The organism is Ruegeria halocynthiae, assembly GCF_900106805.1.
Taxonomy (GTDB): Bacteria; Pseudomonadota; Alphaproteobacteria; order Rhodobacterales; family Rhodobacteraceae; genus Ruegeria; species Ruegeria halocynthiae.
The window spans coordinates 265405-285699 of record NZ_FNNP01000003.1 but is presented as its reverse complement, the minus strand read 5'-3'; the positions used below and the strand labels follow the sequence as shown (position 1 = coordinate 285699).

At 54.2% G+C, this 20295-nt stretch carries 23 protein-coding genes and 2 pseudogenes; 15 read left to right on the top strand and 10 right to left on the bottom strand.

The window, feature by feature from the left end; translation table 11 throughout:
* Positions 1 to 551: 551 nt before the first annotated feature.
* On the top strand, positions 552 to 911 hold the full coding sequence (locus tag BLU89_RS12130) for a CHAP domain-containing protein (RefSeq protein ID WP_342721967.1): 360 nt from the start codon (positions 552 to 554) through the stop codon (positions 909 to 911).
* Between the two features lie 99 nt (positions 912 to 1010).
* Here BLU89_RS12130 and BLU89_RS21960 read toward each other — a convergent pair whose 3' ends face one another.
* From BLU89_RS21960 to BLU89_RS12110, 4 genes are all read right to left on the bottom strand, one after another.
* A complete protein-coding gene (locus tag BLU89_RS21960) occupies positions 1011 to 1181 on the bottom strand; it encodes a phosphotransferase-like protein (RefSeq protein WP_425441411.1) in 171 nt (56 codons plus the stop codon).
* A gap of 149 nt (positions 1182 to 1330) precedes the next feature.
* Complete coding sequence (locus BLU89_RS12120) at positions 1331 to 2503, bottom strand: saccharopine dehydrogenase family protein (protein ID WP_074737087.1); 1173 nt, start codon at positions 2501 to 2503, stop codon at positions 1331 to 1333.
* Entirely contained in the window at positions 2500 to 3201 is a 702-nt protein-coding gene (locus BLU89_RS12115) for a DUF4166 domain-containing protein (protein WP_083347742.1), read from the bottom strand. The genes BLU89_RS12120 and BLU89_RS12115 overlap by 4 nt, the downstream gene beginning before the upstream one ends.
* A gap of 42 nt (positions 3202 to 3243) precedes the next feature.
* Complete coding sequence (locus BLU89_RS12110; protein ID WP_074737132.1) at positions 3244 to 3807, bottom strand: GbsR/MarR family transcriptional regulator; 564 nt, start codon at positions 3805 to 3807, stop codon at positions 3244 to 3246.
* Between the two features lie 451 nt (positions 3808 to 4258).
* Here BLU89_RS12110 and BLU89_RS21955 point away from each other — a divergent pair, with 451 nt between their 5' ends.
* The gene (locus tag BLU89_RS21955; protein WP_245709748.1) at positions 4259 to 4426 is read left to right on the top strand and encodes a hypothetical protein; all 168 of its coding nucleotides are present in this window, start codon (positions 4259 to 4261) and stop codon (positions 4424 to 4426) included.
* A gap of 520 nt (positions 4427 to 4946) precedes the next feature.
* Here BLU89_RS21955 and BLU89_RS21950 read toward each other — a convergent pair.
* Both BLU89_RS21950 and BLU89_RS12095 read right to left on the bottom strand, forming a co-directional pair.
* Positions 4947 to 5246, bottom strand: coding sequence for a M14 family metallopeptidase (locus BLU89_RS21950; RefSeq protein ID WP_074737086.1), 300 nt, complete (start codon positions 5244 to 5246; stop codon positions 4947 to 4949).
* Positions 5247 to 5257: 11 nt separating this feature from the next.
* The gene (locus tag BLU89_RS12095) at positions 5258 to 6412 is read right to left on the bottom strand and encodes an aminotransferase class V-fold PLP-dependent enzyme (protein ID WP_074737085.1); all 1155 of its coding nucleotides are present in this window, start codon (positions 6410 to 6412) and stop codon (positions 5258 to 5260) included.
* 218 nt (positions 6413 to 6630) lie between these two features.
* On the opposite strand from BLU89_RS12095, the gene BLU89_RS12090 reads away from it, so the two are divergent.
* The 4 genes from BLU89_RS12090 to BLU89_RS12075 all read left to right on the top strand — a co-directional run bounded on the left by BLU89_RS12090 (position 6631) and on the right by BLU89_RS12075 (position 9747).
* Complete coding sequence (locus BLU89_RS12090; RefSeq protein ID WP_074737084.1) at positions 6631 to 7425, top strand: ABC transporter ATP-binding protein; 795 nt, start codon at positions 6631 to 6633, stop codon at positions 7423 to 7425.
* A 42-nt stretch (positions 7426 to 7467) separates the two neighbouring features.
* Positions 7468 to 8241, top strand: a complete 774-nt coding sequence (locus BLU89_RS12085; protein ID WP_074737083.1) for a transporter substrate-binding domain-containing protein — start codon at positions 7468 to 7470, stop codon at positions 8239 to 8241.
* 72 nt (positions 8242 to 8313) lie between these two features.
* Positions 8314 to 9006 (top strand): ABC transporter permease, encoded by a 693-nt coding sequence (locus tag BLU89_RS12080; RefSeq protein WP_074737131.1) that lies wholly within the window; start codon positions 8314 to 8316, stop codon positions 9004 to 9006.
* Positions 9007 to 9009: 3 nt separating this feature from the next.
* The gene (locus tag BLU89_RS12075) at positions 9010 to 9747 is read left to right on the top strand and encodes an ABC transporter permease (protein WP_074737082.1); all 738 of its coding nucleotides are present in this window, start codon (positions 9010 to 9012) and stop codon (positions 9745 to 9747) included.
* Between the two features lie 22 nt (positions 9748 to 9769).
* Here the strand turns inward: BLU89_RS12075 and BLU89_RS12070 are convergent, their stop codons facing one another.
* Positions 9770 to 10702, bottom strand: coding sequence for a LysR family transcriptional regulator (locus tag BLU89_RS12070; RefSeq protein ID WP_074737081.1), 933 nt, complete (start codon positions 10700 to 10702; stop codon positions 9770 to 9772).
* Between the two features lie 177 nt (positions 10703 to 10879).
* Between BLU89_RS12070 and BLU89_RS12065 the strand changes: the two genes are divergently transcribed.
* On the top strand, positions 10880 to 11833 hold the full coding sequence (locus tag BLU89_RS12065) for a Rossmann-fold NAD(P)-binding domain-containing protein (RefSeq protein ID WP_074737130.1): 954 nt from the start codon (positions 10880 to 10882) through the stop codon (positions 11831 to 11833).
* Positions 11834 to 11947: 114 nt separating this feature from the next.
* Positions 11948 to 12157 (top strand): annotated as a pseudogene (locus tag BLU89_RS21715) (transposase); the annotation flags it as partial.
* A gap of 149 nt (positions 12158 to 12306) precedes the next feature.
* On the opposite strand, the gene BLU89_RS12055 reads toward BLU89_RS21715, so the two are convergent.
* Positions 12307 to 12936, bottom strand: a complete 630-nt coding sequence (locus BLU89_RS12055) for a hypothetical protein (RefSeq protein ID WP_074737079.1) — start codon at positions 12934 to 12936, stop codon at positions 12307 to 12309.
* Between BLU89_RS12055 and BLU89_RS21300 the strand changes: the two are divergent.
* From BLU89_RS21300 to BLU89_RS12025, 6 genes and pseudogenes are all read left to right on the top strand, one after another.
* Positions 12923 to 13186, top strand: a pseudogene (locus tag BLU89_RS21300) (DDE-type integrase/transposase/recombinase); the annotation flags it as partial. The gene BLU89_RS12055 and the pseudogene BLU89_RS21300 overlap by 14 nt on opposite strands.
* A 238-nt stretch (positions 13187 to 13424) precedes the next feature.
* The gene (locus BLU89_RS12045; protein ID WP_074737078.1) at positions 13425 to 14345 is read left to right on the top strand and encodes a hypothetical protein; all 921 of its coding nucleotides are present in this window, start codon (positions 13425 to 13427) and stop codon (positions 14343 to 14345) included.
* Entirely contained in the window at positions 14345 to 15220 is an 876-nt protein-coding gene (locus BLU89_RS12040) for a ThiF family adenylyltransferase (protein WP_083347740.1), read from the top strand. The genes BLU89_RS12045 and BLU89_RS12040 overlap by 1 nt, the downstream gene beginning before the upstream one ends.
* A 149-nt stretch (positions 15221 to 15369) precedes the next feature.
* Positions 15370 to 16401, top strand: a complete 1032-nt coding sequence (locus BLU89_RS12035) for a hypothetical protein (protein WP_143030569.1) — start codon at positions 15370 to 15372, stop codon at positions 16399 to 16401.
* Positions 16398 to 17504: a GNAT family N-acetyltransferase gene (locus tag BLU89_RS12030; RefSeq protein WP_074737076.1), complete on the top strand. Its 1107-nt coding sequence runs from the start codon at positions 16398 to 16400 to the stop codon at positions 17502 to 17504. Before BLU89_RS12035 ends, BLU89_RS12030 begins: the two co-directional genes overlap by 4 nt.
* Complete coding sequence (locus tag BLU89_RS12025; protein ID WP_074737075.1) at positions 17504 to 18478, top strand: hypothetical protein; 975 nt, start codon at positions 17504 to 17506, stop codon at positions 18476 to 18478. Before BLU89_RS12030 ends, BLU89_RS12025 begins: the two co-directional genes overlap by 1 nt.
* Here BLU89_RS12025 and BLU89_RS12020 read toward each other — a convergent pair.
* Both BLU89_RS12020 and BLU89_RS12015 read right to left on the bottom strand, forming a co-directional pair.
* Positions 18475 to 18765, bottom strand: a complete 291-nt coding sequence (locus BLU89_RS12020) for a YiaA/YiaB family inner membrane protein (RefSeq protein ID WP_074737074.1) — start codon at positions 18763 to 18765, stop codon at positions 18475 to 18477. The two genes, BLU89_RS12025 and BLU89_RS12020, sit on opposite strands and share 4 nt — an antisense overlap.
* 47 nt (positions 18766 to 18812) lie before the next feature.
* Positions 18813 to 19514: a PspA/IM30 family protein gene (locus BLU89_RS12015; RefSeq protein WP_074737128.1), complete on the bottom strand. Its 702-nt coding sequence runs from the start codon at positions 19512 to 19514 to the stop codon at positions 18813 to 18815.
* 111 nt (positions 19515 to 19625) lie between these two features.
* On the opposite strand from BLU89_RS12015, the gene BLU89_RS12010 reads away from it, so the two are divergent.
* Positions 19626 to 20228, top strand: coding sequence for a TetR/AcrR family transcriptional regulator (locus BLU89_RS12010; RefSeq protein WP_074737073.1), 603 nt, complete (start codon positions 19626 to 19628; stop codon positions 20226 to 20228).
* Positions 20229 to 20295 lie beyond the last annotated feature (67 nt).

The following is a 20295-nucleotide window of genomic DNA, read 5'->3' as shown; positions in this document are numbered from 1 at the left end:
ACCGCGCAAAATTATGCGCGAGAATACGCGAAATTTCTAAACAAAATCAATGAAAGCAATGCAGCGTTATGCGCACCCCTACACGTTTTTTTCGGAAGAGGATTCGGCCGCATTCATCGTCGCGGGGAACGGCGGCTATTGCCGGTGGAATTGAGCTTTGCATTGAGGACGACGGTTCGGGAATTCCGGAAGGCGCACGAAGAGACGCATTTCGTTCTGGAAGACACCTAGACACCCCTGTCAGCGGAGCCGGGTTGGGACTGGCAAATTCCTGCCGTGGAGTTGGTTGGTCTCTTTTCAGAGCCCTTAGATTCGCTGTAGAACTTCGTGACCACTCAAATTGGCAATGAAGTTTCTTGCAAAACAGCAATTCGAATACGATTTGGCCGCGTCTGACCGGCACCGCCCGCGCTGTGATTGCGATGGGGCTTATTGCTCTTGTCTCTGCCTGTGCTAATCACTCAAACGACGCGGATCTCGATCCAGAACGTCAGTCAATGGCGCTGCAAGAGGTTTCGAGAAAGCAGGCTCGGGGCCAAAGAGTATGGTGCGTGCCCTACGCACGAAACCTCAGCGGCATCGAAATTCGCGGCAACGCCAAAGATTGGTGGGGTAAGGCGCGAAATGCTTTTGGTCGAGGCAATGAACCGGTTGTTGGTGCGGTAATGTCCTTTCGAGCAACCGGTGGAATGCCCTTAGGTCATGTTGCTGTCGTCTCCGATATTGTCACCGACCGCGAAGTCATCGTGAATCATGCCAACTGGCATCGCAATAAAGTATCATTGAAAATGGGCGTCAGGGACGTATCCAAACACAATGATTGGACACTGGTTCGGGTCGAAAGCCATCCAGGCCGGTATGGCAGCTTCTACCCGGTGAATGGGTTCATATATCCGAAAGTTGACGAGTAACCAAATTTCTTTTTGCATCTACCGCGGACCCACGGAATGCGCCGCAGGCGACCCTCATCTCGGGCGTGAAGATTATACGCGGATCGACTGCATAAGGAGTTACAAGTTCAGGCTCGTCTTTATCAACTTGGCGCATGCAAGTGGGGACTTGCTTTCAGTATTGATCAACAGATCATAAGTCATCCCTTCGTGGACACGCTTGTATTGCCATCTGGATAGCCCAATGCTTCGGTCTCCCCGCCTCCTCTCCCGTTCCTCCAGGACCTTCAGCGAAACTGGGATTTTGCGTTCGCGGCTATTTTACCGCGCAAACGCCGCGGATGACCGCATAAATGGGCTGGGATACAGCGTTTTTTTTTGTCGCGGATAGCAGGTGGTGCCGGTATCCGACATTGTCCACAATTCGCGTTGAGGCGCTTTCAAGGTGTTTCTGGGATTAGGCCCCGCTTTTCGGTAGGTCCGGAGCTTTCGTCTTTTTGCACATCGCCTCGTGGATCAGGGGAGTTCCGATCAAACACGTCCACAAACTCAGTATGGATTTCCAGATCCGCCATTGCGCTTTCGACCAAGGATCTTGGCAGCTCTGCCAGGCAAGGTCGTGCACCCGCATTTATGTTGTTGAGTTCTCGCAGGATGGCGCGGCACATGACCCCGGGCACGAAGGGGCCGTGCCCTTTTTCTGCGATCAGTCTCCATTTACGGGTTAGATTTTGGTCGCCGAGTTTTCCGGAAACACTCACTTGCATACCACCACGATCACTTCCGAAGGGATAAAGCGCTTTTGAGAGAACCCAGAGCGCTGAATACGCCATGTCCGGTAACTCAAAGCGCCCGTACTGCCTTAGTTTGGCCAGCAGATGTAATGCCCAATTCATCACCGAAAGTTCCAGGCCCGCGCGAAACATGACACTCCTCGCACCCGTTTGTTCCGGAAGAAGCGCGATGTCGGGAACGTCAACGCTGTATCCAGCGCGTGTCAAATCCGGTTTCAGCTCATACAACTTGCGATCCGTCCATCCGACGGCTTTCTGCCAGGCACCGTTGCGCCACACCTGATAAGGCCTTCCGACCCCACTAACTATACTCTTGATAACAGACATACCTCGTGGCGCCCGATTTCCCGGCAAAATAGCGATGTCGATAAGGTCGACTTCATCCAGACCTTTTAGCAAGTCCGCGACGATACAGGAGGACAGGCCGGGTACGCTGGATGCTCCAGAAAGCGCAAAAACACCCGCAGCGATTGCCTCGTTGTTCAAAGCAGTGATGCCCTTGGTAAACTGTGCGCTGTCCGACAAGTCGAGATAGTGGCAGCCATTGGCGATACATAGTCTGGGTACTTTAAGGGGGTCGTCGCCATAATGCTGGAACGGTCCTGCTGCATCAATGACAACGTCCGGCTTAACTTTGAAAAGCGCCTCTGGTGCTTTGCCGATGTCCAGTTTCAGGGTTTGCGCTCTTAGGTCCTGAGCCAGTGCGCGACCCTTTTTAGGGTGTCGCCCGGCCAGCCAAAGCTGGTGCCCATCACGCGCCAGCAACCGTGCCGTCAGGGATCCGAAAACACCGTATCCTCCTATAATCACGACTTTCATGAAAGAACGCTCCCGATTATCTCAGCATCATGGAAGGTTGCGTCTTGCCAGATCAGCTCGCCAAAAAGCGGATGCGTTAACTCCAAAGTAAACCGAAACTGCCCACTTCCAAGTTCTTCGTGGCCGACCGTAAGCACCCCGGGACAGGCCCACCGTGGCAGAGACAGCCGTTGTTGCCCCAGTTTCAGGAAATACCGGTCGCTGATGAAATAGAGACCGCTCGCAGTGCTTTCGAGCTTCAGCGAGATGCCAATCCCGAAGCCGATATACTCTTCCAACCCGGTCGGTCCGGCAAAGCGTTTGGAGCTGCCAACCATCTGTGGAAACCCAGCGGCCCGGCCATATTGCCGAATCCAAAACTGCCCGCCCATTGCTGCATCTTCGGTGACAGTGACCACCGCGGATCGACCGATAGAGGTACGATCAAAGGGCAACGGTGCTCCTATCACGCGCAGGGCAAAGGCTAGCGCGCGTCCAACTGGGTTCATTCGCATTTGGGTCACGCGACCCTGATAGGCAAGACTGGCGTCTCCCAAAAGCCGTTTGCTGAAGCGGTGTCGGATTGCCTTGGGCAAACGGACCCATGCTGCAGCCCCCAATAAGTTCTTGAACCGATCATCCTGTTCGCTTGACGCATCTGATCGCGTTTGAGCTGGCTTCACGCCAGGCGGTGAAGAATTTTCTCTATTTGTGATCATTCTGTTGTTTCCGATATAAGAGAAATTGAGGTTCAAATTTTTTTATTTGCTCTTTTTGCCCCCGGCGAGATTTAGCAGAGAGACGACTTTCGTTCCCAATTTCATCAACATCACCAGCTTGGGACGGGGCACCGTAAGCATGTCGCGAAACCACGTGTCTGCAGTTGCCAGGAACTCTTGCATATCTTGCATCCGCCGAAGCGCAGTTGGGTCCAGACCGCTTTCGGTTTGAGCCTGGGCCACGCACGCGCGTAGGGCTTGCGTCGCCGGATCAATCTCGCGTTCTTTGCGTCCTTGGGCGATGCGGATACCCATTTCCCAGACATCCACTTCGGCCTCATAGTGTTCGCGACGATCCCCCGGAACAGGAACGCGCCGAATGAGCCGCCAACCCACCAGTTCTTTGAGAGAGTTGGATACGTTGGACCGTGCAATGCCCAACGACTCTGCGATCTGCTCGGCATTGAGGGGTTTGGAACTAAGGTAGAGCAGTGCGTGAATCTGCGCGACCGAGCGGTTGACGCCCCATTGATTGCCCATGTCACCCCAGTACAGGATAAACTGGTTTGCGGCGTTGGAATTCGTTATGTCATTAATTTCTGTCATGACAGAAATATCAGTCACAACAAGATTAAAATCAAGACCGAAGTTGGTTCATTGACAAGCAATCTTTTGCGGAAACAGCGTTCCTTGAGTCAAGAATGCGATCAAGAAGCTGATCTAAAGCGATGTTTCGATACACGCATTCATGAAACCGCACAGCGTAGAAGCTCGCAATTATGAACGACAGGATTGGGTTGTTGGCGCGCATAAACGGGCACGGGTAGCGGTTTCCATATGTATTACCCATCGCACCAGCTTGACGGCCACCACTTCTGGTCATGGTGCTGCAGGCATGGATAACCTGCTGCTCACTTCGATATTCTGGTGGCTGACCCCTTGATAAGGCGGCCGGACAATTCCACTCCTTCCATTCGGAGGCCACTACTTGGGCTGTCTTTTGATTCCAAATCCCCCATTGCGGCGTTTCTCACTCCATATTCAAGAGGCCTCGCAAATGACCAAACCCATTATACTGACCGGAGACCGCACCACAGGACCTTTGCACCTCGGCCACTACGCGGGATCGCTTTCAAACCGCCTGCGGTATCAAGACAGTCACGACCGATTCTTGCTATTGGCAGCTACACAAGCTCTGACCGACAACGCGAGTGATCCGGACTAAGTGCGTCGTAATATTGTAGAAGTCGCACTGGACTATCTGGCTGTAGGCATCGACCCCAAGCGCACAACGATCTGCCTGCTCTGTCAGAGCTGTCGATACTGTATCTAAACTATGTTACCGTTTCGCGATTGGAGCGCAATCCTACGATCAAAGATGAGATACGGGCGCTTAGTTTCGGTCGGAACATCCCCTCGGGTTTTCTCTGCTACCCTGCAGCACAGGCCGCGGATATCACTGCGTTCAAAGCCACAGTTTTGCTGGAAGGTGAAATCAAGCACCTCTGATCGAACAAACGAACGAAATCGTATGCAGGATAGACGCCACAGCAGGCCTTGCGGTACAGCCCTAAGCGCAAGCGGTCATTCCTAAATCTGGTCGACGACAGGGGGGGCGACGGAAAGGCGAAAATGTCCAAATCCGGGGGCAATGCGATTTTGCTCTCAGCGTCGCCCGATAATATCTGGGTTGCTGTCCGCGCCATGTTCACTGACCCAAATCACTTGAGAATTGAGGGTCCGGGTCAAGTAGAGGGCAATGCCGCTTCGACTGCCGGAGCGTTGGCCATAGGAAGCAGGATCAAACTTCCTGAGATATCCTGCGCAGACAACTCAATGGTCAGATTGCGCAAGGCAATCTGACCCTCATATTCATCACCATGGACACCTGCACTGATCATTGCGCGCGGACCACGGCCATTGCGCAGATAGATCACCGGAATCGTTGTCAACCCATATGCAGATCTGTGGGTGGAATGGGGTATTCCCAGATACCCGAACTGCTTTCCATCTTTGGAAAATTCGATCCCGACAAGGGTCGTCATAATCGTACCCTTCAGAGCGCTGCTTTGATGGCTTCCAACCCCTGATCAATATCATCGATATTGTTGTAATAGTGCGGCGAGAAGCGGATGAAATCCCGCCGAAGCGAGGCAATGACATTTGCATCTTTCAGGGTCTTGGCAAAGTCACGGCTATTCTTGCCCGGGAAGCGAGCGGCCACGGTCGCAGAGCGATCGGCTTCATCTTTCGGGCCCAGCACATCCGCACCAAGTTCCCTCAACCCGTCAATCAGATGGTTGGAGACTTTGCGGTTATGCGCAACGATCTTGTCAAAACCCGTATCCAGAAGGTGCCGAACGGATTCAGTCGCCCCATACGCGGTACCATAGGCCATAGTGCCGAATTCATATCGCTTGGCGTTGTCGGCCAGCTCCAGGCGGTTGGCCTGGAAATCCCACATATCCTTGTGGCTGCGCCAGCCCAGGATGCCCGGATTAAGCTTCTGCAACTCGGGCGAGACATACATCATGCCAGTACCGAAGGGACCGCAAAGCCATTTATAGGTCGAGGTCGCAACAGCGTCGGCCCCTGTGGCGGCAACGTCAATCGGTACCTGACCCGCGGATTGGGTGGCATCAATAACCAGAATGGCACCGTGTTTGTGGGCCTTGTCAGCAAAGCGTTTCAGATCAAAGAGCTGCCCGGTACCCCATTCAACATGGCTCAGAACAACAACTGATGTGTCGTCGTCGATCATCGCCTCCAGCGCATCGGTGTCGATGGTCATAGTGGCATCCGAACGGGCCCAACTGATTTCGGCGCCCGTGTGATCGCAAAGGCGTTTCCAGGGGTAGATGCTTGACGGGTGGGTGGTATCGGTGGTGACAACTTTGGTTCCCTTGCCCGGCATCACAGCCCAAGCCAGCGATTGCATCAACGTGGTTTCACTTGAAGCCACCGCGATATCATCTGTTGTGGCATTGAACAGTCGCGCCGTGGCGTCGTTCAGGTTGTCCAGGCACTCGACCTCGGCTTGTTCATCGAATGCGATGGTACCTTCTTCCGCCAAAGCGTTCTGCCAGTTCGAAATCGCTTCGGCCCCACCCTTGTGGCTGAGCCCGACCGAGGCCGCATCCAGATATACGTGACGTTCGCAGGGGGGGAAAATATCCGGGCTGCCGAGGCGGAAGGAATTGCTGATGGACATGGGCCTATCCTTTTCGTTGGAAACTAGATTTGGATCGACTGTCCCCAATGCGGCGGCGCAGATCGTTACCCGGCTGAGAAAGCAAACATGACGGCTAGGAAACCAGCCATGTAACAGCACCGGTTTCCAATCGGGAAATCTAACTTCAAACCTTCGGCAACGTAAGCTTTCTTCAATTCCCTATCGTGTTGAGCAGATATTTGCAGGAGTTCCAGCGGATGGCACAGGCACAGGTGAAAGTTGCGGGCGGCCCACAATTGTCGGCGCGAAACATTCACAAGACATTTGGCGCGTTCGAAGTGCTAAAGGGCATATCGTTGGATGCCTATAACCATGATGTGATCTCCATCCTTGGTGCCAGCGGGTCCGGCAAAAGCACTTTCCTGCGTTGCCTGAATTTTCTGGAAAGCCCAACCGAGGGCGAAGTGACCCTAGACGGAGAGGTCGTAGCGACACGTCGCAACCGGGCGCATCAGCTTGAACCATCGGACCGACGACAGATCGAACGCTTTCGTACACGTGTGTCCATGGTGTTTCAGGGTTTTAACCTGTGGTCGCACATGACGGTACTTGAGAATGTCATGGAAGCCTCTGTCCACGTCCTCGGAATTTCAAAACAAAAGGCTAAAGACACCGCCGAAGGGTTGCTGGAACGCGTCGGCCTCTCAGAGCGTATGCACTATTACCCAGCGCATCTTTCCGGCGGACAACAGCAGCGCGCCGCCATTGCCCGCGCTCTCGCCGTCGATCCCGAGGTCATCTTGTTTGACGAACCGACCTCGGCACTCGATCCCGAACTGGTCGGCGAGGTTCTGAATGTCATGAAGGGCCTCGCTGAAGAGGGTCGAACCATGATCGTCGTCACCCACGAGATGGGGTTTGCCCGCGATGTGTCGAACCGGGTGATCTTTCTTGAGCAAGGTCGGATCAAGGAAGACGGGCCCCCAGATGAGGTGATGAATAATCCGAAGTCGGAACGTTTCCGCCAGTTTCTCGCACGCTCGCGTGACTGACCGAATGTTCTTGCAATCCTGAACGCACCAAGGGAGGTACCTATGTTCAAACCACTAAGAAAAATGACTGCAATCAGCCTGCTGGCTATTGTTTCAGCCGGAACTGCCAGCGCCGACGACGTGATCCGCTTTGCGACCGAGGCCGCGTACCCCCCTTTCAATGAACGGGCGGCAGATGGCAGCATCGTTGGCTGGGAAATCGACCTCGGTCAGGCCATGTGCGCCAAGATGGAACGCAAATGCGAATTCGTGGCGCAGGACTGGGATGGGATGATCCCCGGGCTTCTGAGCAACCGCTTCGACGGAATCTTCGCTTCGATGACCATCACCGAAGAACGCAAACAGCGCATCGATTTCTCTGACAAATACTATCAATCCCCTGCTCGTTTCGTTGCCAAGGACGGTGCCGCAATTGACCGCGCAGCTTCCGATCTTGGTGGCCTCAAGGTGGGTACGATTTCCGGGGTAACCGAATGTTTCCTGAACAAGCACTACCCTGACACCGAAACCGCCATCTACCGCTCGTCTGAGGACATGTTCCTAGATCTGCAATCCGGGCGGCTTGATGCAATCCTGAGCGAATCCGTGCAGGCAGACTTTGGTTTGATCCGTGAAAATCCGGATGATGGCTTTGCTTTCCAAGGTGGCCCGGCCCTGGATGCCGAGTGTTTCGGCGAAGGTATCGGCATTGGTGTGCGTAAGGATGATGCCGAGCTTCGCGCCGCACTGAACGAGGCAATTGCCGCCGTTCGCGCGGACGGAACCTATGATCGTCTGGTCGAAGAATACTTCGGCTACGACATCTACGGCGAATAAACTCCCACCAGCCTAGGGGAGAGTGTCAGGCGACATTCTCCCTCTTTTTTGTGAACCGAAGGGATGCGCTTCATGGAAAACGTGATTGCCTATAGCCCGTTCCTGATGAAGGGCGTTACGGTAACAATCGCGCTTAGTGTCTGCTCGATCTTGCTTGCTGTGGCCCTCGGATTACTGGGGGCGGCCGGGAAACTGTCCGAAAGGCTCTGGGTGCAAAGAATTGCTGGCATCTATATCACCATCGTCCGAGGTATTCCCGATCTTGTGGTCATGCTGCTTTTGTATTTCGGTGGTCAGGTTTTATTGAACCAGATCGGAGCTTTGACAGGCTTGTGGACCTACTTCGAATTGAACCAGTTCGTTGCTGGGGTGATCGCCATCGGCTTTATCTTCGGTGCCTACATGAGCGAAACGTTTCGAGGCGCTTACATGTCCATTCCCGTTGGTATGATCGAGGCTGGCGTTTCAGTGGGTATGACGCGGATCACCCTTTTCCGGCGGGTGATCTGGCCACAGCTCGTTCGCTATGCATTGCCCGGATTCACCAACAATTGGCTGACACTGATGAAAACCACGGCGCTGGTGTCGGTGATCGGATTAGAAGACATCGTCTACAACGGTTTTGCTGCTGGTCGGGCCACACGCGAACCTTTCACCTTCATGCTTATCGCCCTTTTCGTCTATCTCGTCCTCACCATCCTTTCCGATACGGGCCTGCGTGCACTTGAACGCCGCTATACCCGTGGTGTCCAGCGGGGAGTGTAACTCATGGAAAACCTGCTGAACGCGGTACAGACATTCTCAGCTGAAAACTCGCCACTGGATTTCTATCTGGTCCTCGAGAACTGGCGCCTGTTCTGGAAAGGCCTGCAGAATACTCTGCTGTTGCTGGTGCTTTCGCTGGTCGCCGGGGGGCTGTTGGCCATCCCGCTTGCGATCATCCGGGCGACCCGCGTACCGGTTCTGAACCCGATCGCTTTTGGGTTCATCTATTTTGTCCGGGGCACGCCGCTGTTGGTTCAGCTTTACGTGATCTACTACGGATTGTCCCAGTTCGAAGCGATCCGCGATTCAGCTGCCTGGGTTATCCTGCGTGATCCCTGGTGGTGTGCGTTGATTTCATTCTCCATCGGCACCGCAGCCTATACTGCCGAGATTTTTCGAGGTGCCATCTCAGATACCCCGCGCGGTGAGGTCGAAGCCACCATCGCTGCCGGCATGTCCCGCGTTCTGGCTTATCGCCGGATCATCCTGCCAAGCGCCTTTCGCCGCGCCTTGCCGGCTTATGGAAACGAGGTGATCTTTAATCTGCACACAACCGTGATTGCTAGCACGGTAACTGTGATTGACGTGCTGGGCGCGGCCCGGACCTTCAACAACAAATACTATCTCGCCTATGAGGGGTTCATCACCGCAGCGCTGATCTTCATCGCCATCGTGTTTGTCATTACGCGAGTGTTCAACCTGATGGAGCGGCGGATGCTACGACACCTGAAACGCGCGTAAAGCAAATCGCAAAGACGGAAGGTCAGTTTAGGCTTTCGCTGACAGCCTTGGCGGTTTTCACAAAGGCCGATACCAGCGGAGAGACCGGGGACTCGGCGTAATGAAGCAAACGGATACTTGTCACTTTACGGATGTGCGCTGGCATGAGGGCACGCATTTGCCCGGCCTCTACCCACGCACGCGCATAGTGTTGCGGAAGGAAGCCAATGAAATTCCCTGTCAGGATCAGCGTGGCGATGCCTTCAGAGAATTGCCCGCTGGCACTGGGACTCAGCCCGACCTTGTGTTCATCCCGAAGTTCGAGCTCTGAATAGGCATGCTGGGCGAACCGCTGTTCGTTCAGCATTTCAAGCGTAAGATCATCATTATCCTTAAGGAACAGCGGGTGGCGATCGCTGCAGAAAAGATAACCGTGTTCGGAAAACAACGGCAGTGTGCTCGCCCCCTTGATCTTGCCGCGATCCGTTGAAAATCCGATGTGAATGCGGCGGTCAGTGATCGACTGATCAATTTCGGCGGCTGAAGCCGTTATCAATTTCAGTTCCACCTCAGGATACTCTGTCGAGAACTGCGTCAAAATCTCTAGGATTGGTGATCTCCGGCTGGTGATCAGCGAGTCGATGCTTCCGATAAATAGAGTTCCAGCTGGTTTTTTCTGCAACCCGTTCAATTCGGCACGGAAACCTTCAAGCGCGCTGAACATCCTGGTGCTGGCGACGTAAACAGCTTTCCCTTCGGGCGTCAGTGCAAAACCGGATCGACCACGATGGCACAACTGAACACCAAGGCGGGTTTCGAGATCCGCTATCTGCTTACTGATGGCCGATTTGGTCATGTTCAATTCGACCTCGGCCAGCGCGAATCCACTGCAATCGGCGACCGCACGAAAGGTGCGTATCAATTTCAGATCGAAATCCGAAATCTGTCCAGAGAACAACCTTGTTGCGAGCGACACGGCACTTCCTATCAGTCTGGAAACTTATCTTCTTTTACTTATATAATTTGGAAACAAAGAAGCAATCAGGACAAGGTTTCCGATGCGGCAAGTCAGCTTTCCAAGTCTGGGGGTGCATATACTTCGCTGCATCCATATTGATGCTGCCGTACACCGGTTCCAAAAAGGCATATGATCATGACAGGCATATACACTCTTAGCGAGATTAACGCAGTTTTGCCCGACGTAGACGTTGTCGAAGAGATCGCAAAGGGATTTGCCGCCTTCTCGCGTGGTGAGGTTGAGGTGCCGCCTGTCGGAGAACTTCTGTTCCCGGAAAACAATGGTGAACTGCATATCAAATATGGGGCCATCCGAGGGGATGATCTTTGCGTCATCAAAGTGGCTACAGGGTTCTTCGAAAACCCGAAGATCGGCCTGCCGCCGTTCGGGGGTTGTATGCTGATCGTCAGCCAGAAAACCGGCATGATCGAGGCTGTGCTGCTGGAGGAAGGTGAGCTGACAAATCACCGTACGGCAGCTGCGGGGGCAGTGGCTGCACGCACGCTGGCCCCAGAAGACCCGAAAACGATCGGCATCGTCGGGTGTGGTGTTCAGGCCCGGCTTCAGGCGGATTACCTGCGCAAGGTGACAAATTGCCGGGATCTGACGATCTGGGCGCGCAAAGCCGGTCCTACTGAACGAGCGGCGGCCGACCTCAGCGCCATGGCATATCAGGTAACGGTATCTCAAACACTTGAAGAACTATGTGACCGATCCCGTCTGATCGTCACAACCACGCCAGCCGAACACCCCCTGTTGACAGCAAGCATGATCAGACCTGGCACTCACATCACCGCAATGGGGTCGGACACACCGGAAAAGAACGAAATCGCACCCGACGTACTGGCGCGCGCCGATGTGGTGGTTGCCGACAGTCTTGTCCAAAGCGAGCTGCGCGGTGAAATCTATCAAGCCCGCCGCGCTGGTGCTCTGCCCCAAGAGAAGATCGTTGAGCTTGGCAAGGTCATTTCCAACGAAGCCAAAGGGCGCGATAACGGAGACCAGATTACGCTTGCGGATCTGACCGGTGTCGCAGTCCAGGACATCGCAATAGCCAAGGCTGTTCTAAACCAACTGCAAGCCAAGTAAGGTTCGGTGTCCGAAAAAAAACGAGCAATTTATGTGTAGCCTCTTGAGATGGCTTTGTTGCGCAAATCACGCTGGGGATTCACTGTTTGAATCCAGCATGATAACCTAGAGGCTATGAGCAGTGGGACCCCGACGAAGTACACGACCAAGTACTGGCCTTCGTCCAACACAGCGTTGAAGTAACACCGATCACTATTGATCTGGTTTGATCCGGACATGACCTGAGTGTCGCAACCCAGTAGCAAGCACGGTCCACAACAGCAATTTAGCGATGCCGCAATCCAAACCTGTCTTGCGCTGAAAGTCTTATTTGGCCTGCCGTTGTGACAAATCACGGGCTTCGTGGAATGCCTGTTGAGGCTGGTCGGCTTTCACATGGGATCCGCGCGTTGTGCTAGTTTACGGGGCAGACGGCATAACCGGCCAGACTGGCATGATCTATTCGTTCGGTGAGATACTTCGCAAAAGACCCGTCAAACCTGCGCGCTCAATGTCACAATATCGCGGATGATCGACGCGGCAGTTGGGATGGGTTCGCGCTCCCACAGTTTTGCACTGATCGTACCGTAGATATCAGTCTGCAGTTGCACTCCCTTTTCCCAACCTGTGACAGTGGCGAGAAAATCGCTGTTCTTCAGAACTGTTGGTGCAACTTTCAATGCGTCATCTGACGCAGAGGCAACCAATCTGACAACTTCACCGTCCGATCGTGCCTTTTGCACGATTGCAGGTGATAAAATGTCAATCCCGGTGACATCGATATCCGCCAATGTAGTGCTGCCATTCTTGAGGCAGTTGAATATTATGCAGAGTTTTGCTGCCGTGTCCCACCCACAGATAACCAATGATGGATCCGCTTCGGCGATACCAAGCTCCTGTGCCGTTGTAAGTGCCTCGGCCATGCTTCTGCCTTGGGACATTTGTTCAAGAATGAAATTGCTGGTGCTGTTGAACACACCGCGAATTTCCTTGATTTCACCGGCAACCAAGCCACGATCACCGAGGTTGAGAACCGGCAAACCACCGCAAACCGTCGCAATATACCTAAGCCCCGCGTTGTTCTTCCGTGCCAACGCCTTAAGGTGACCAAACACCGCTGGCATCAAGGTGATCATCAATATGCTCAAAGATTTTGGTTGTCCGATCCCGATCGAGATGGTCAGACGGAAACATCTCAATGTCATCGTTGAACAGGATTCCCGTTTCATCAAGAGGCGCACTCGGCCTCTGCCGGGTTTCAAGTCCTTCGCTTCAGCATCGGCAACGCTGGCAGGCATCGAGGTTGCGCATATGATCGGCAAGAGGCAATTCACACCCATATTTTGTCCATTTCAGCAGTTCGCAGAACTGGCTGCTTTCTGCAGCGGGATGAAAACGAAGCTGTCTGACTACAGCAAAGTTGAACACTGGTGGAATTCAGGACTTGCGCTGAAAACAAAAAAATCCGTTGATGGCCAAGCTATGTGACTGCGGGGAAAATTTGATCTCAAATATTGGCTTTGCCAAAGCTCGTTCGGATCCGTAGATGAGTGGAAAATAACGGGAACAAGATTTGTTTAGCGCAATTATCAACGCGACTTCGCAGCGTTACATGGATATTCGTTTAGATATTCCAGGTGGTTACCGTGCGCGCATTTTTGAGCGCCCCGGCCTTTGGATGCAGAGCGATGAGCTGGACAATCTGGTTGCGGATTTGCGGCATGTGGCGTCGAAAACTCTGCCCGCTGGCGATCTGATGTATGGCGTGTTTGCCGGAGATCGGGATCGGCTTGAACATTCGGTGATCACTCTGATTTCACGCAGGGATGACGCTACTCCCGTTGCCTTCAATGCCCTGGCGCTGATGAATGTAGACTTGGGGCATCGGTCCGAAGAGGTGTTGCATCTGGGATTGGTGATGGTTGATCCGGGGCTTCGCAGCCAGGGATTCAGCTGGGTTCTTTATGGGCTGACCTGTGTGTTGATCCTGTTTCGAAACGGTATGCGTCCGCTCTGGGTTTCGAATGTGACGCAAGTCCCGGCGGTAGTTGGATTGGTGGGGCAGGGCTTTGCCCGGGTTTTTCCGACGGCTCAAACCGGACCTCAAGAGCGGCGCAGCCTTCTGCATCTGCAGTTGGCTCGGAGCATCATGCGTCATCATCGTCATGTATTTGGCGTCGGACCTGATGCCGGGTTTGACGAAGACCGCTTTGTGATCACCAACGCCTATACAGGCGGGTCGGATCATTTGAAGAAATCCTTCGAGAACGCTCCGAAACATCGGGATCAGATCGTGAATGAGTTCTGCAAGGACCAACTCGATTACGACCGAGGCGATGATGTTTTGCAGTTAGGGCAAATGGATATGCCGACCGCGCTGTCCTATTTCGGGCGCGAAGTTCCGCGCGGTTCCCTTGCTGCCCTTGCCCTTGCTGTCGGTGCTGCAGTTTTGCAGAGGCTTGCGATGCCACTCTGGCAATGGGCAGATACACGGCGCACATTCGGTATCCTCAGACCAAGAGAACAGAAATAATGACGAACTTTACCTATCAGGAGTTCACCACCCGCAATCTGGGTTTTGTTTCCGAGGATGAACAGGCACGTTTACGCAACGCCTGTGTGTTCGTCTGCGGCACCGGCGGTATGGGGGGTAGTGCAATCATGACCCTGATCCGCGCCGGGGTAGGCCGGTTGATTCTGGCTGATCTGGACGCGTTCGAAGTCTCCAACTTGAACCGTCAGCTTTTTGCGACGCTGAAAACTGTCGAACAAGACAAAGCTCAGGCAACCCGTGATCAGTGTCTGCAAATCAATCCCGAGGCTGAGATAGAAGTGCTTGGGGCGGATTGGTCGAACCATGTGGAGTGTCTGGTTCAAAGCGCGGATGTGGTAATCAATGGCACGGACGATCTTGGTGCCAGTTTGCTGCTGTATCGGACCGCGCGGGCCAAGGGGCGTGTCGTGATTGATGCCTATGCGTCTCCTTTGCCATCAGTTTATGTCACAGGCCCCGGCGATCCCATGCCCGAGGAGCGTCTGGGATACACCACAATTGAAACTGACTGGAACGAGTTAACCCCAGAGATGCGTAATGCGGCAGCAATGGCCGAGGCCGAATACGTACTGACCCATTCTTCATCCCGGCATCATGTTGATCTGGCGCTGGCTGGCGAAGTGATTGCCGGGATACGCAGTCGTATGTCCTTTGCGCCAATGGTTATCATGGCAGGGACCCTGATGGGAGGAGAGGCGATTCAAGCGGTTCTGGGGCGGCCGCACGGCGCGGATTATCGAGGTTGGTTCCTGAACCCACACACTGGCAAGGTCGAGCGGCGCTTGCCGGATTTTCTTGCTGCGCTTATGCGTCCGCTGGTTCGCCGGCAGATGACTAAACTGCTGCCGTCATGACGGATATGGCGACCTTTCTGGCGGATTCTTGGGTTTCACTATGCGCAGCATTGGGTGCAACAACTGTGTTGTTGCGTCTTCAGGACCTTGTGCAGAGGCCGGAAATTTCCAGACGGTTTCAATTTTGCTTGTGGGTGCTGGTTGTCCTGATGCTGGCGCGGATTGGTCACTGGGGTGGCTGGGGCTGGTTTTTCTCGGCCGCCTCAAGCATCTGCGCTGCACTGATTCCATTGGCGGCACTTGTTTTGTCTGAGGGACTTATGCGACGCCACGCGCCTCCGGCATTGAAACAACTCTGTGCTTGGGGGGCTGTGATACTCGGGCTGTTGGGTCTTTTCCAATTCAGCAGTATCGAGTTCGCACGGCTGGCCGGTCTGTTGCTGTTCCAACTGATTGGGCTGGGCGGTGTCGCTTTGTTTGTGTTGCGGCGCGACAAAGACAGCCTGTCATCGGCGGAAAACAGAACCATCAACTGGATTAGCCTGTCCTTTCTGTTGATCCTACCGTTTCTGGCAACAGATTTCATGCGTGGGACACCGCTTGACCTGCCGGTCAGGCTGGGTGGTGTGGCTGTGCTGGGGCTGTGCTGGTTATCAATCTCAATGAACCGTTCCGGATTGCGACCGTGGGATACTCTGCTTGGATTCGGCATCGTATTCGTGGTGACTGCTCTGCTTTCGTTGATCGTTTCTGGGATTGTGCCGATGGGTATACGGTCGAGCGTGCAGGTTATGGCAATCATTTTGTCCTCACTTATGCTGCTGGCTATTTGGCAAGCAGCAATTGCTTTACGAATTGAGGATCGCCAACTGATTGCCCTTCGTGAGATTGCAGATGCTGGCGGGCAGGGCCCACAGGCCAGCCTGGCATTGCTGCGTCGCGCTGCCGGATCTGCGGACGCGATTTTGGTGGACGAGGCAGATTTGAAGGACATGAATCTGCAGGAACTGCGCACCAGTTTCACGGCAATACCTGTGCAACAGTTAGGTGCAACGGATGACGAGCAGGTCAATTGGCTGTTCTCGCGTTTCGATGCGACCCATGCGGTGTTCTTGTCCGACATCCCACTGCGTGTGGTCATGCTCAACAGTCCCGACATCGTGGTCCAGGACAGCACTGGTGCCGCCTTGCGCGCAGTACAACGGATGGCACGAGTTTTAATGAATGAGGGACAAGCATGATTGAGCTGCTGGAAAGGGACTTTCCAAGTTTCTTCGCTGCCCCATTCCACGCCTACGGGGCGGACACACCATATGTTTCGCCTATGAAGGTGGATTTGAAACGTTTTTTGTCGGTAGAAAACCCATTGTTTTCCAACGCATCGGATTTCACCTATTTCTCGGTGAAACGGGACGGCATTCCTGTGGGTCGGATTACGGCTCATCTTCATCGACGCTCCAACGACCTGCACTGCGAGGCGCGAGGATGCTTTGGCTACTTTGATTGTGCAGATGACACCGAGGCCGCCACAGCATTGCTGCAAGCGGCGGAAAACTGGGCCAGCGCCAGGGGCATGACCCGACTGGTCGGTAACTTCAACCTGACCGCCATGCAGCAGGCGGGGATTATGACCAGCGGATTTGATCAGGTGCCCTTTACTGATCAGATATGGGGGCCTTCGCATCTTCCGGGGCTGCTTGAGGTAAATGGATATCAGTCACACTTTCCCATGACCACCTTCGAGCGTCGTCTGGATACCAACCCAACCTCGGAATTCTTGCCCGACGCGCAACGCACGCAGTTGCTGGATCAAGGGTTCTCTTTTGCACCGGTCACCCGCGCGACCATTGCCGAGCGGCTTGAAGATGCGCGTGCCATCTTGAACCGCAGCTTCAAAAACAATCCCATGTTTGTTCCGGTCACAGCTGAAGAGTTCCACTTTCAGGCCAAAGACATGAAATGGATCATGGACCCGCGGATTTCAAAAGTGGTGCATTATCGTGGCGCGCCAGCGGGTGCAGTGATCGCCATTCCCGACCTCAACCCGCTGCTCCGTCGGATCGGATCGCGATGGCGCCTGTCCCTGCCGTATCACTATTTCAGATACAAAGCTCGCCGCGACCGCGCAGTGGTCATTTTTCAGGGTGTGATGCCAGAGTTTCAGGGTCGGTCGGTCAACCCGTTGATGCTGAACGAGATGACGCGGGACATGATTGCTGCCGGATACAAAACGGTGGGCGGTACGTGGATTGCTGATGAAAATGCGGCCAGCCTGCGCCAAACCGAGAAAGCCGGGGCTGTGCCACTTCACAGACTGCATCTGTTTTCAAAGGAGCTTTCGTAGTGGACAGCTTGGAATTTGAAGCGATTGTTGCGCAGGCGATGCTGGCCCCTTCGGCGCATAACACGCAGCCGGCGCGATGGCGGCTGAACCAGGGGTATATTGAGCTTTACGCTGATCTATCACGTCGCCTTCCAGTTGGTGATCCGAATGATAGAGATCTGGAAGTGTCATGCGGTGCAGCGGTCGAGGGCACCGTAGTGGCCATGGCTGCGCGGGGGATTGGTGCGAAAGTGACCCTGTCAGACCAACCTGTGGAGACCGGGTTGCGACCGATTGCTCGTATTGCCCCGAAGACGACTGCTGAAGCAAAAGACGCAGAGCTGGCCGCAGAAGTTTCGAAACGTCTTACGCATCGGGCGGGCTTTGTGACTTCACCGAAAGGGGCTTTTGAAGACTGGGAAGCCACTCATATGACATTGGTCGAGGACAGGGTTGAGATCGAGTGGCTTGCCAAACAAATTGACATCGCGTCGGCCCGCGTCATGCGGTCCAGAGCCTTTCGTTCGGAATTGCTGCATTGGATGCGATTGCACCAAGACGATCCGAATTACCACACCGACGGCTTGAACCGAGAAGTGCTTGCCATGGATGCGACAACTGCAAGGGTTGCGCCGACCGTACTGGGAGGCGGGCTTTATGATCTGTTGTCGCTGCTGGGTCTTGGCCCTCACCTGTCAGGAGAAGCTGCGCGCAGTCGTGATGCAGGTGCAATCGCATTGTTTCACTGGCCTGCGAACGAAACGATGATCGAGGCGGGTAGGGCGTTTTATCGATCCTGGCTGCAAGCGACTGCACGTGGGTTGGTGGGATGGCCTGCGGCGGCACTTGCGGACGACCCAGAGACGCGGGTTTCGGTGTCGGACCGGTTCAGTATTCCCGGTGACAGGGTCTTGTTCAACACGTTGAGACTGGGGGCAGCAAACGGTGCCACCCCCAGTCGAACACGCCTGTCCGTGCGTGAGGTTATTGTTTAGGCAGCGATATTCTCGCCCACCTCTTTCAAGAGCTTTTCGGTTTTTGCGTCTTCGATCCTGTTGTGGAGACGCTGCGATTCTTCACGGTCACGCAGGGTCTTTGTGATCGAAACGGTGGTATGTACCAACATCAACGCGGACATGGAGTAAAACCCTTTTGCGGCAAAGCTCGCCTCGAGGAAGTAGATGCCGCCAGCCATCATCGCTGCCGCGACAATGAACGAGATGATGGTGAACATGTTCCAGGCGTTAGACTGCGGCAGGTTCAGGTTTTCTTCGGTACTCATGGATCAATTCCTTTCAGTTTCTCTGTCGGCTTAATTTGATTTGGTCGTCAGTCTGATTTTGATTTGTTGGATTTCTGGGCCTTTTTCTTCAGGCGATCGAGAACGTCATCAGCGTTTGATCGCAAAGGCTTGCCGCACCCTGCTTCGGCTAACTTGTCGCGTATGTTCTCGGCCGAACCGGTCGCTTCCAACTCGGTCATGGCGCGGGCTGTTGCATCCATTTCGCTTTGACGCTCTTGCAATCGCTGCAATGTGTCCTCGGCCTCGCGCAAAGTGGATAACCCGCTGTCCGGCGCGACTTGTTGCAGGCGTTGCGTTTTGTCCGTGGCCGCGGCAAGGCGTTGGCCGCGCTGCAACTGCCGCAACCGTGTTTCAGCTTCGCGTAGGACAGTGCGCAGGCGGGCGATCTCAGTCTCAAACCGGGCCTGTGCCTGTGTTGACACGTCACGCTCTGCTTCGAGATGTGCAATTGTCTCAGCCGCATCCCGCGCTAGATCCTCGCGGTTTTGTTGCAGGGCATCCAGAGTGCGTGTTTCGAGATCCGCGATCTGTTGGGTCAACCGCTTGTGTTGCCTAATTTCCTGTTCATTCTGCGCTATTGCGACGGCTACGGCCTTGCGAGACACCTGAATGGCATGGGCACAATCCCGGATCTGTTGGCGTAGAATGGGCAGGGCATGACGATCCGCAACAACGGTTGCCGCCTCAAAGGCTCGACCCCTTATCAAAGTAGCAAACTGTTTGAACATCTTTGGCTCCTCGTTTATGAACATTGTTCATGAAGTGACTGTGCGCCGATTCTGAACGCTGTTCAACAAAAAAATGAACATTGTTCATAAATTTAGTTGAGCGAGGATTAAGTGTCTGAAAGTAAAAGAGATATTTTGAAAAGAAAAATACTTGGTGCCGCAGAAAAGCGCATTGAAACGCAAGGTCTTGCTGCGCTGCGTGCCCGCGATGTCACAAAAGATGCCGGATGTGCGCTGGGCAGCCTGTATAATGCCTTTGAGGATCTGGACCTTCTGATTCTTGCGGTGAACTCGCGCACTCTTGCGCGTTTGCACGCATCATTGCAGAGTGCATCAGCGTCACAAACCTCGCCCAAGGAAAAGCTTCTTGCGCTCGCGTTGGCCTACCAGGATTTTGGTACCGAGAACCCGAATCTATGGGCCGCACTGTTCGATCATCGGATGCAACCCGGAGTACCCGTACCGCAATGGCACCTTGAGGAGCACGTGCTGCTCATATCTGAAGTTATCGGTCCGTTGTCACAATTGAATCCTAACTTGGATGACGACATGTTAGCTTCGCGTGCACGAACAGTGTTTTCTGCTGTGCACGGCATCGTAAAGCTTTCGCTGGATGGTCGTTTTGTTGCGTTGGACCCGGATAAGGTCAAAGCTGAATTGTCGGAATTCGTTTCCCAGTACCTGCGGGGGAATACGTCAGAAAAGAAAGCGTAAAGCCAGAGCAGTTACTGCTAATCGACGATTGCACCAAGAACGTCCCGGCAGCAGTTCGTTGCGGGTG

What these genes read in the sequence shown, in the direction of transcription:
- BLU89_RS12030 (WP_074737076.1), top strand. Translation starts at nt 16,398, where the DNA reads ATGATTGAGCTGCTGGAAAGGGACTTTCCAAGTTTCTTCGCTGCCCCA.
- BLU89_RS12020 (WP_074737074.1), bottom strand. Translation starts at nt 18,765, where the DNA reads ATGAGTACCGAAGAAAACCTGAACCTGCCGCAGTCTAACGCCTGGAAC.
- BLU89_RS12110 (WP_074737132.1), bottom strand. Translation starts at nt 3,807, where the DNA reads ATGACAGAAATTAATGACATAACGAATTCCAACGCCGCAAACCAGTTT.
- BLU89_RS12090 (WP_074737084.1), top strand. Translation starts at nt 6,631, where the DNA reads ATGGCACAGGCACAGGTGAAAGTTGCGGGCGGCCCACAATTGTCGGCG.
- BLU89_RS12015 (WP_074737128.1), bottom strand. Translation starts at nt 19,514, where the DNA reads ATGTTCAAACAGTTTGCTACTTTGATAAGGGGTCGAGCCTTTGAGGCG.
- BLU89_RS12035 (WP_143030569.1), top strand. Translation starts at nt 15,370, where the DNA reads ATGCTGGCGCGGATTGGTCACTGGGGTGGCTGGGGCTGGTTTTTCTCG.
- BLU89_RS12075 (WP_074737082.1), top strand. Translation starts at nt 9,010, where the DNA reads ATGGAAAACCTGCTGAACGCGGTACAGACATTCTCAGCTGAAAACTCG.
- BLU89_RS21950 (WP_074737086.1), bottom strand. Translation starts at nt 5,246, where the DNA reads ATGACGACCCTTGTCGGGATCGAATTTTCCAAAGATGGAAAGCAGTTC.
- BLU89_RS12080 (WP_074737131.1), top strand. Translation starts at nt 8,314, where the DNA reads ATGGAAAACGTGATTGCCTATAGCCCGTTCCTGATGAAGGGCGTTACG.
- BLU89_RS12040 (WP_083347740.1), top strand. Translation starts at nt 14,345, where the DNA reads ATGACGAACTTTACCTATCAGGAGTTCACCACCCGCAATCTGGGTTTT.
- BLU89_RS12085 (WP_074737083.1), top strand. Translation starts at nt 7,468, where the DNA reads ATGTTCAAACCACTAAGAAAAATGACTGCAATCAGCCTGCTGGCTATT.
- BLU89_RS12095 (WP_074737085.1), bottom strand. Translation starts at nt 6,412, where the DNA reads ATGTCCATCAGCAATTCCTTCCGCCTCGGCAGCCCGGATATTTTCCCC.
- BLU89_RS21955 (WP_245709748.1), top strand. Translation starts at nt 4,259, where the DNA reads ATGACCAAACCCATTATACTGACCGGAGACCGCACCACAGGACCTTTG.
- BLU89_RS12055 (WP_074737079.1), bottom strand. Translation starts at nt 12,936, where the DNA reads ATGCCAGCGGTGTTTGGTCACCTTAAGGCGTTGGCACGGAAGAACAAC.
- BLU89_RS12045 (WP_074737078.1), top strand. Translation starts at nt 13,425, where the DNA reads ATGGATATTCGTTTAGATATTCCAGGTGGTTACCGTGCGCGCATTTTT.
- BLU89_RS12065 (WP_074737130.1), top strand. Translation starts at nt 10,880, where the DNA reads ATGACAGGCATATACACTCTTAGCGAGATTAACGCAGTTTTGCCCGAC.
- BLU89_RS12120 (WP_074737087.1), bottom strand. Translation starts at nt 2,503, where the DNA reads ATGAAAGTCGTGATTATAGGAGGATACGGTGTTTTCGGATCCCTGACG.
- BLU89_RS12115 (WP_083347742.1), bottom strand. Translation starts at nt 3,201, where the DNA reads ATGATCACAAATAGAGAAAATTCTTCACCGCCTGGCGTGAAGCCAGCT.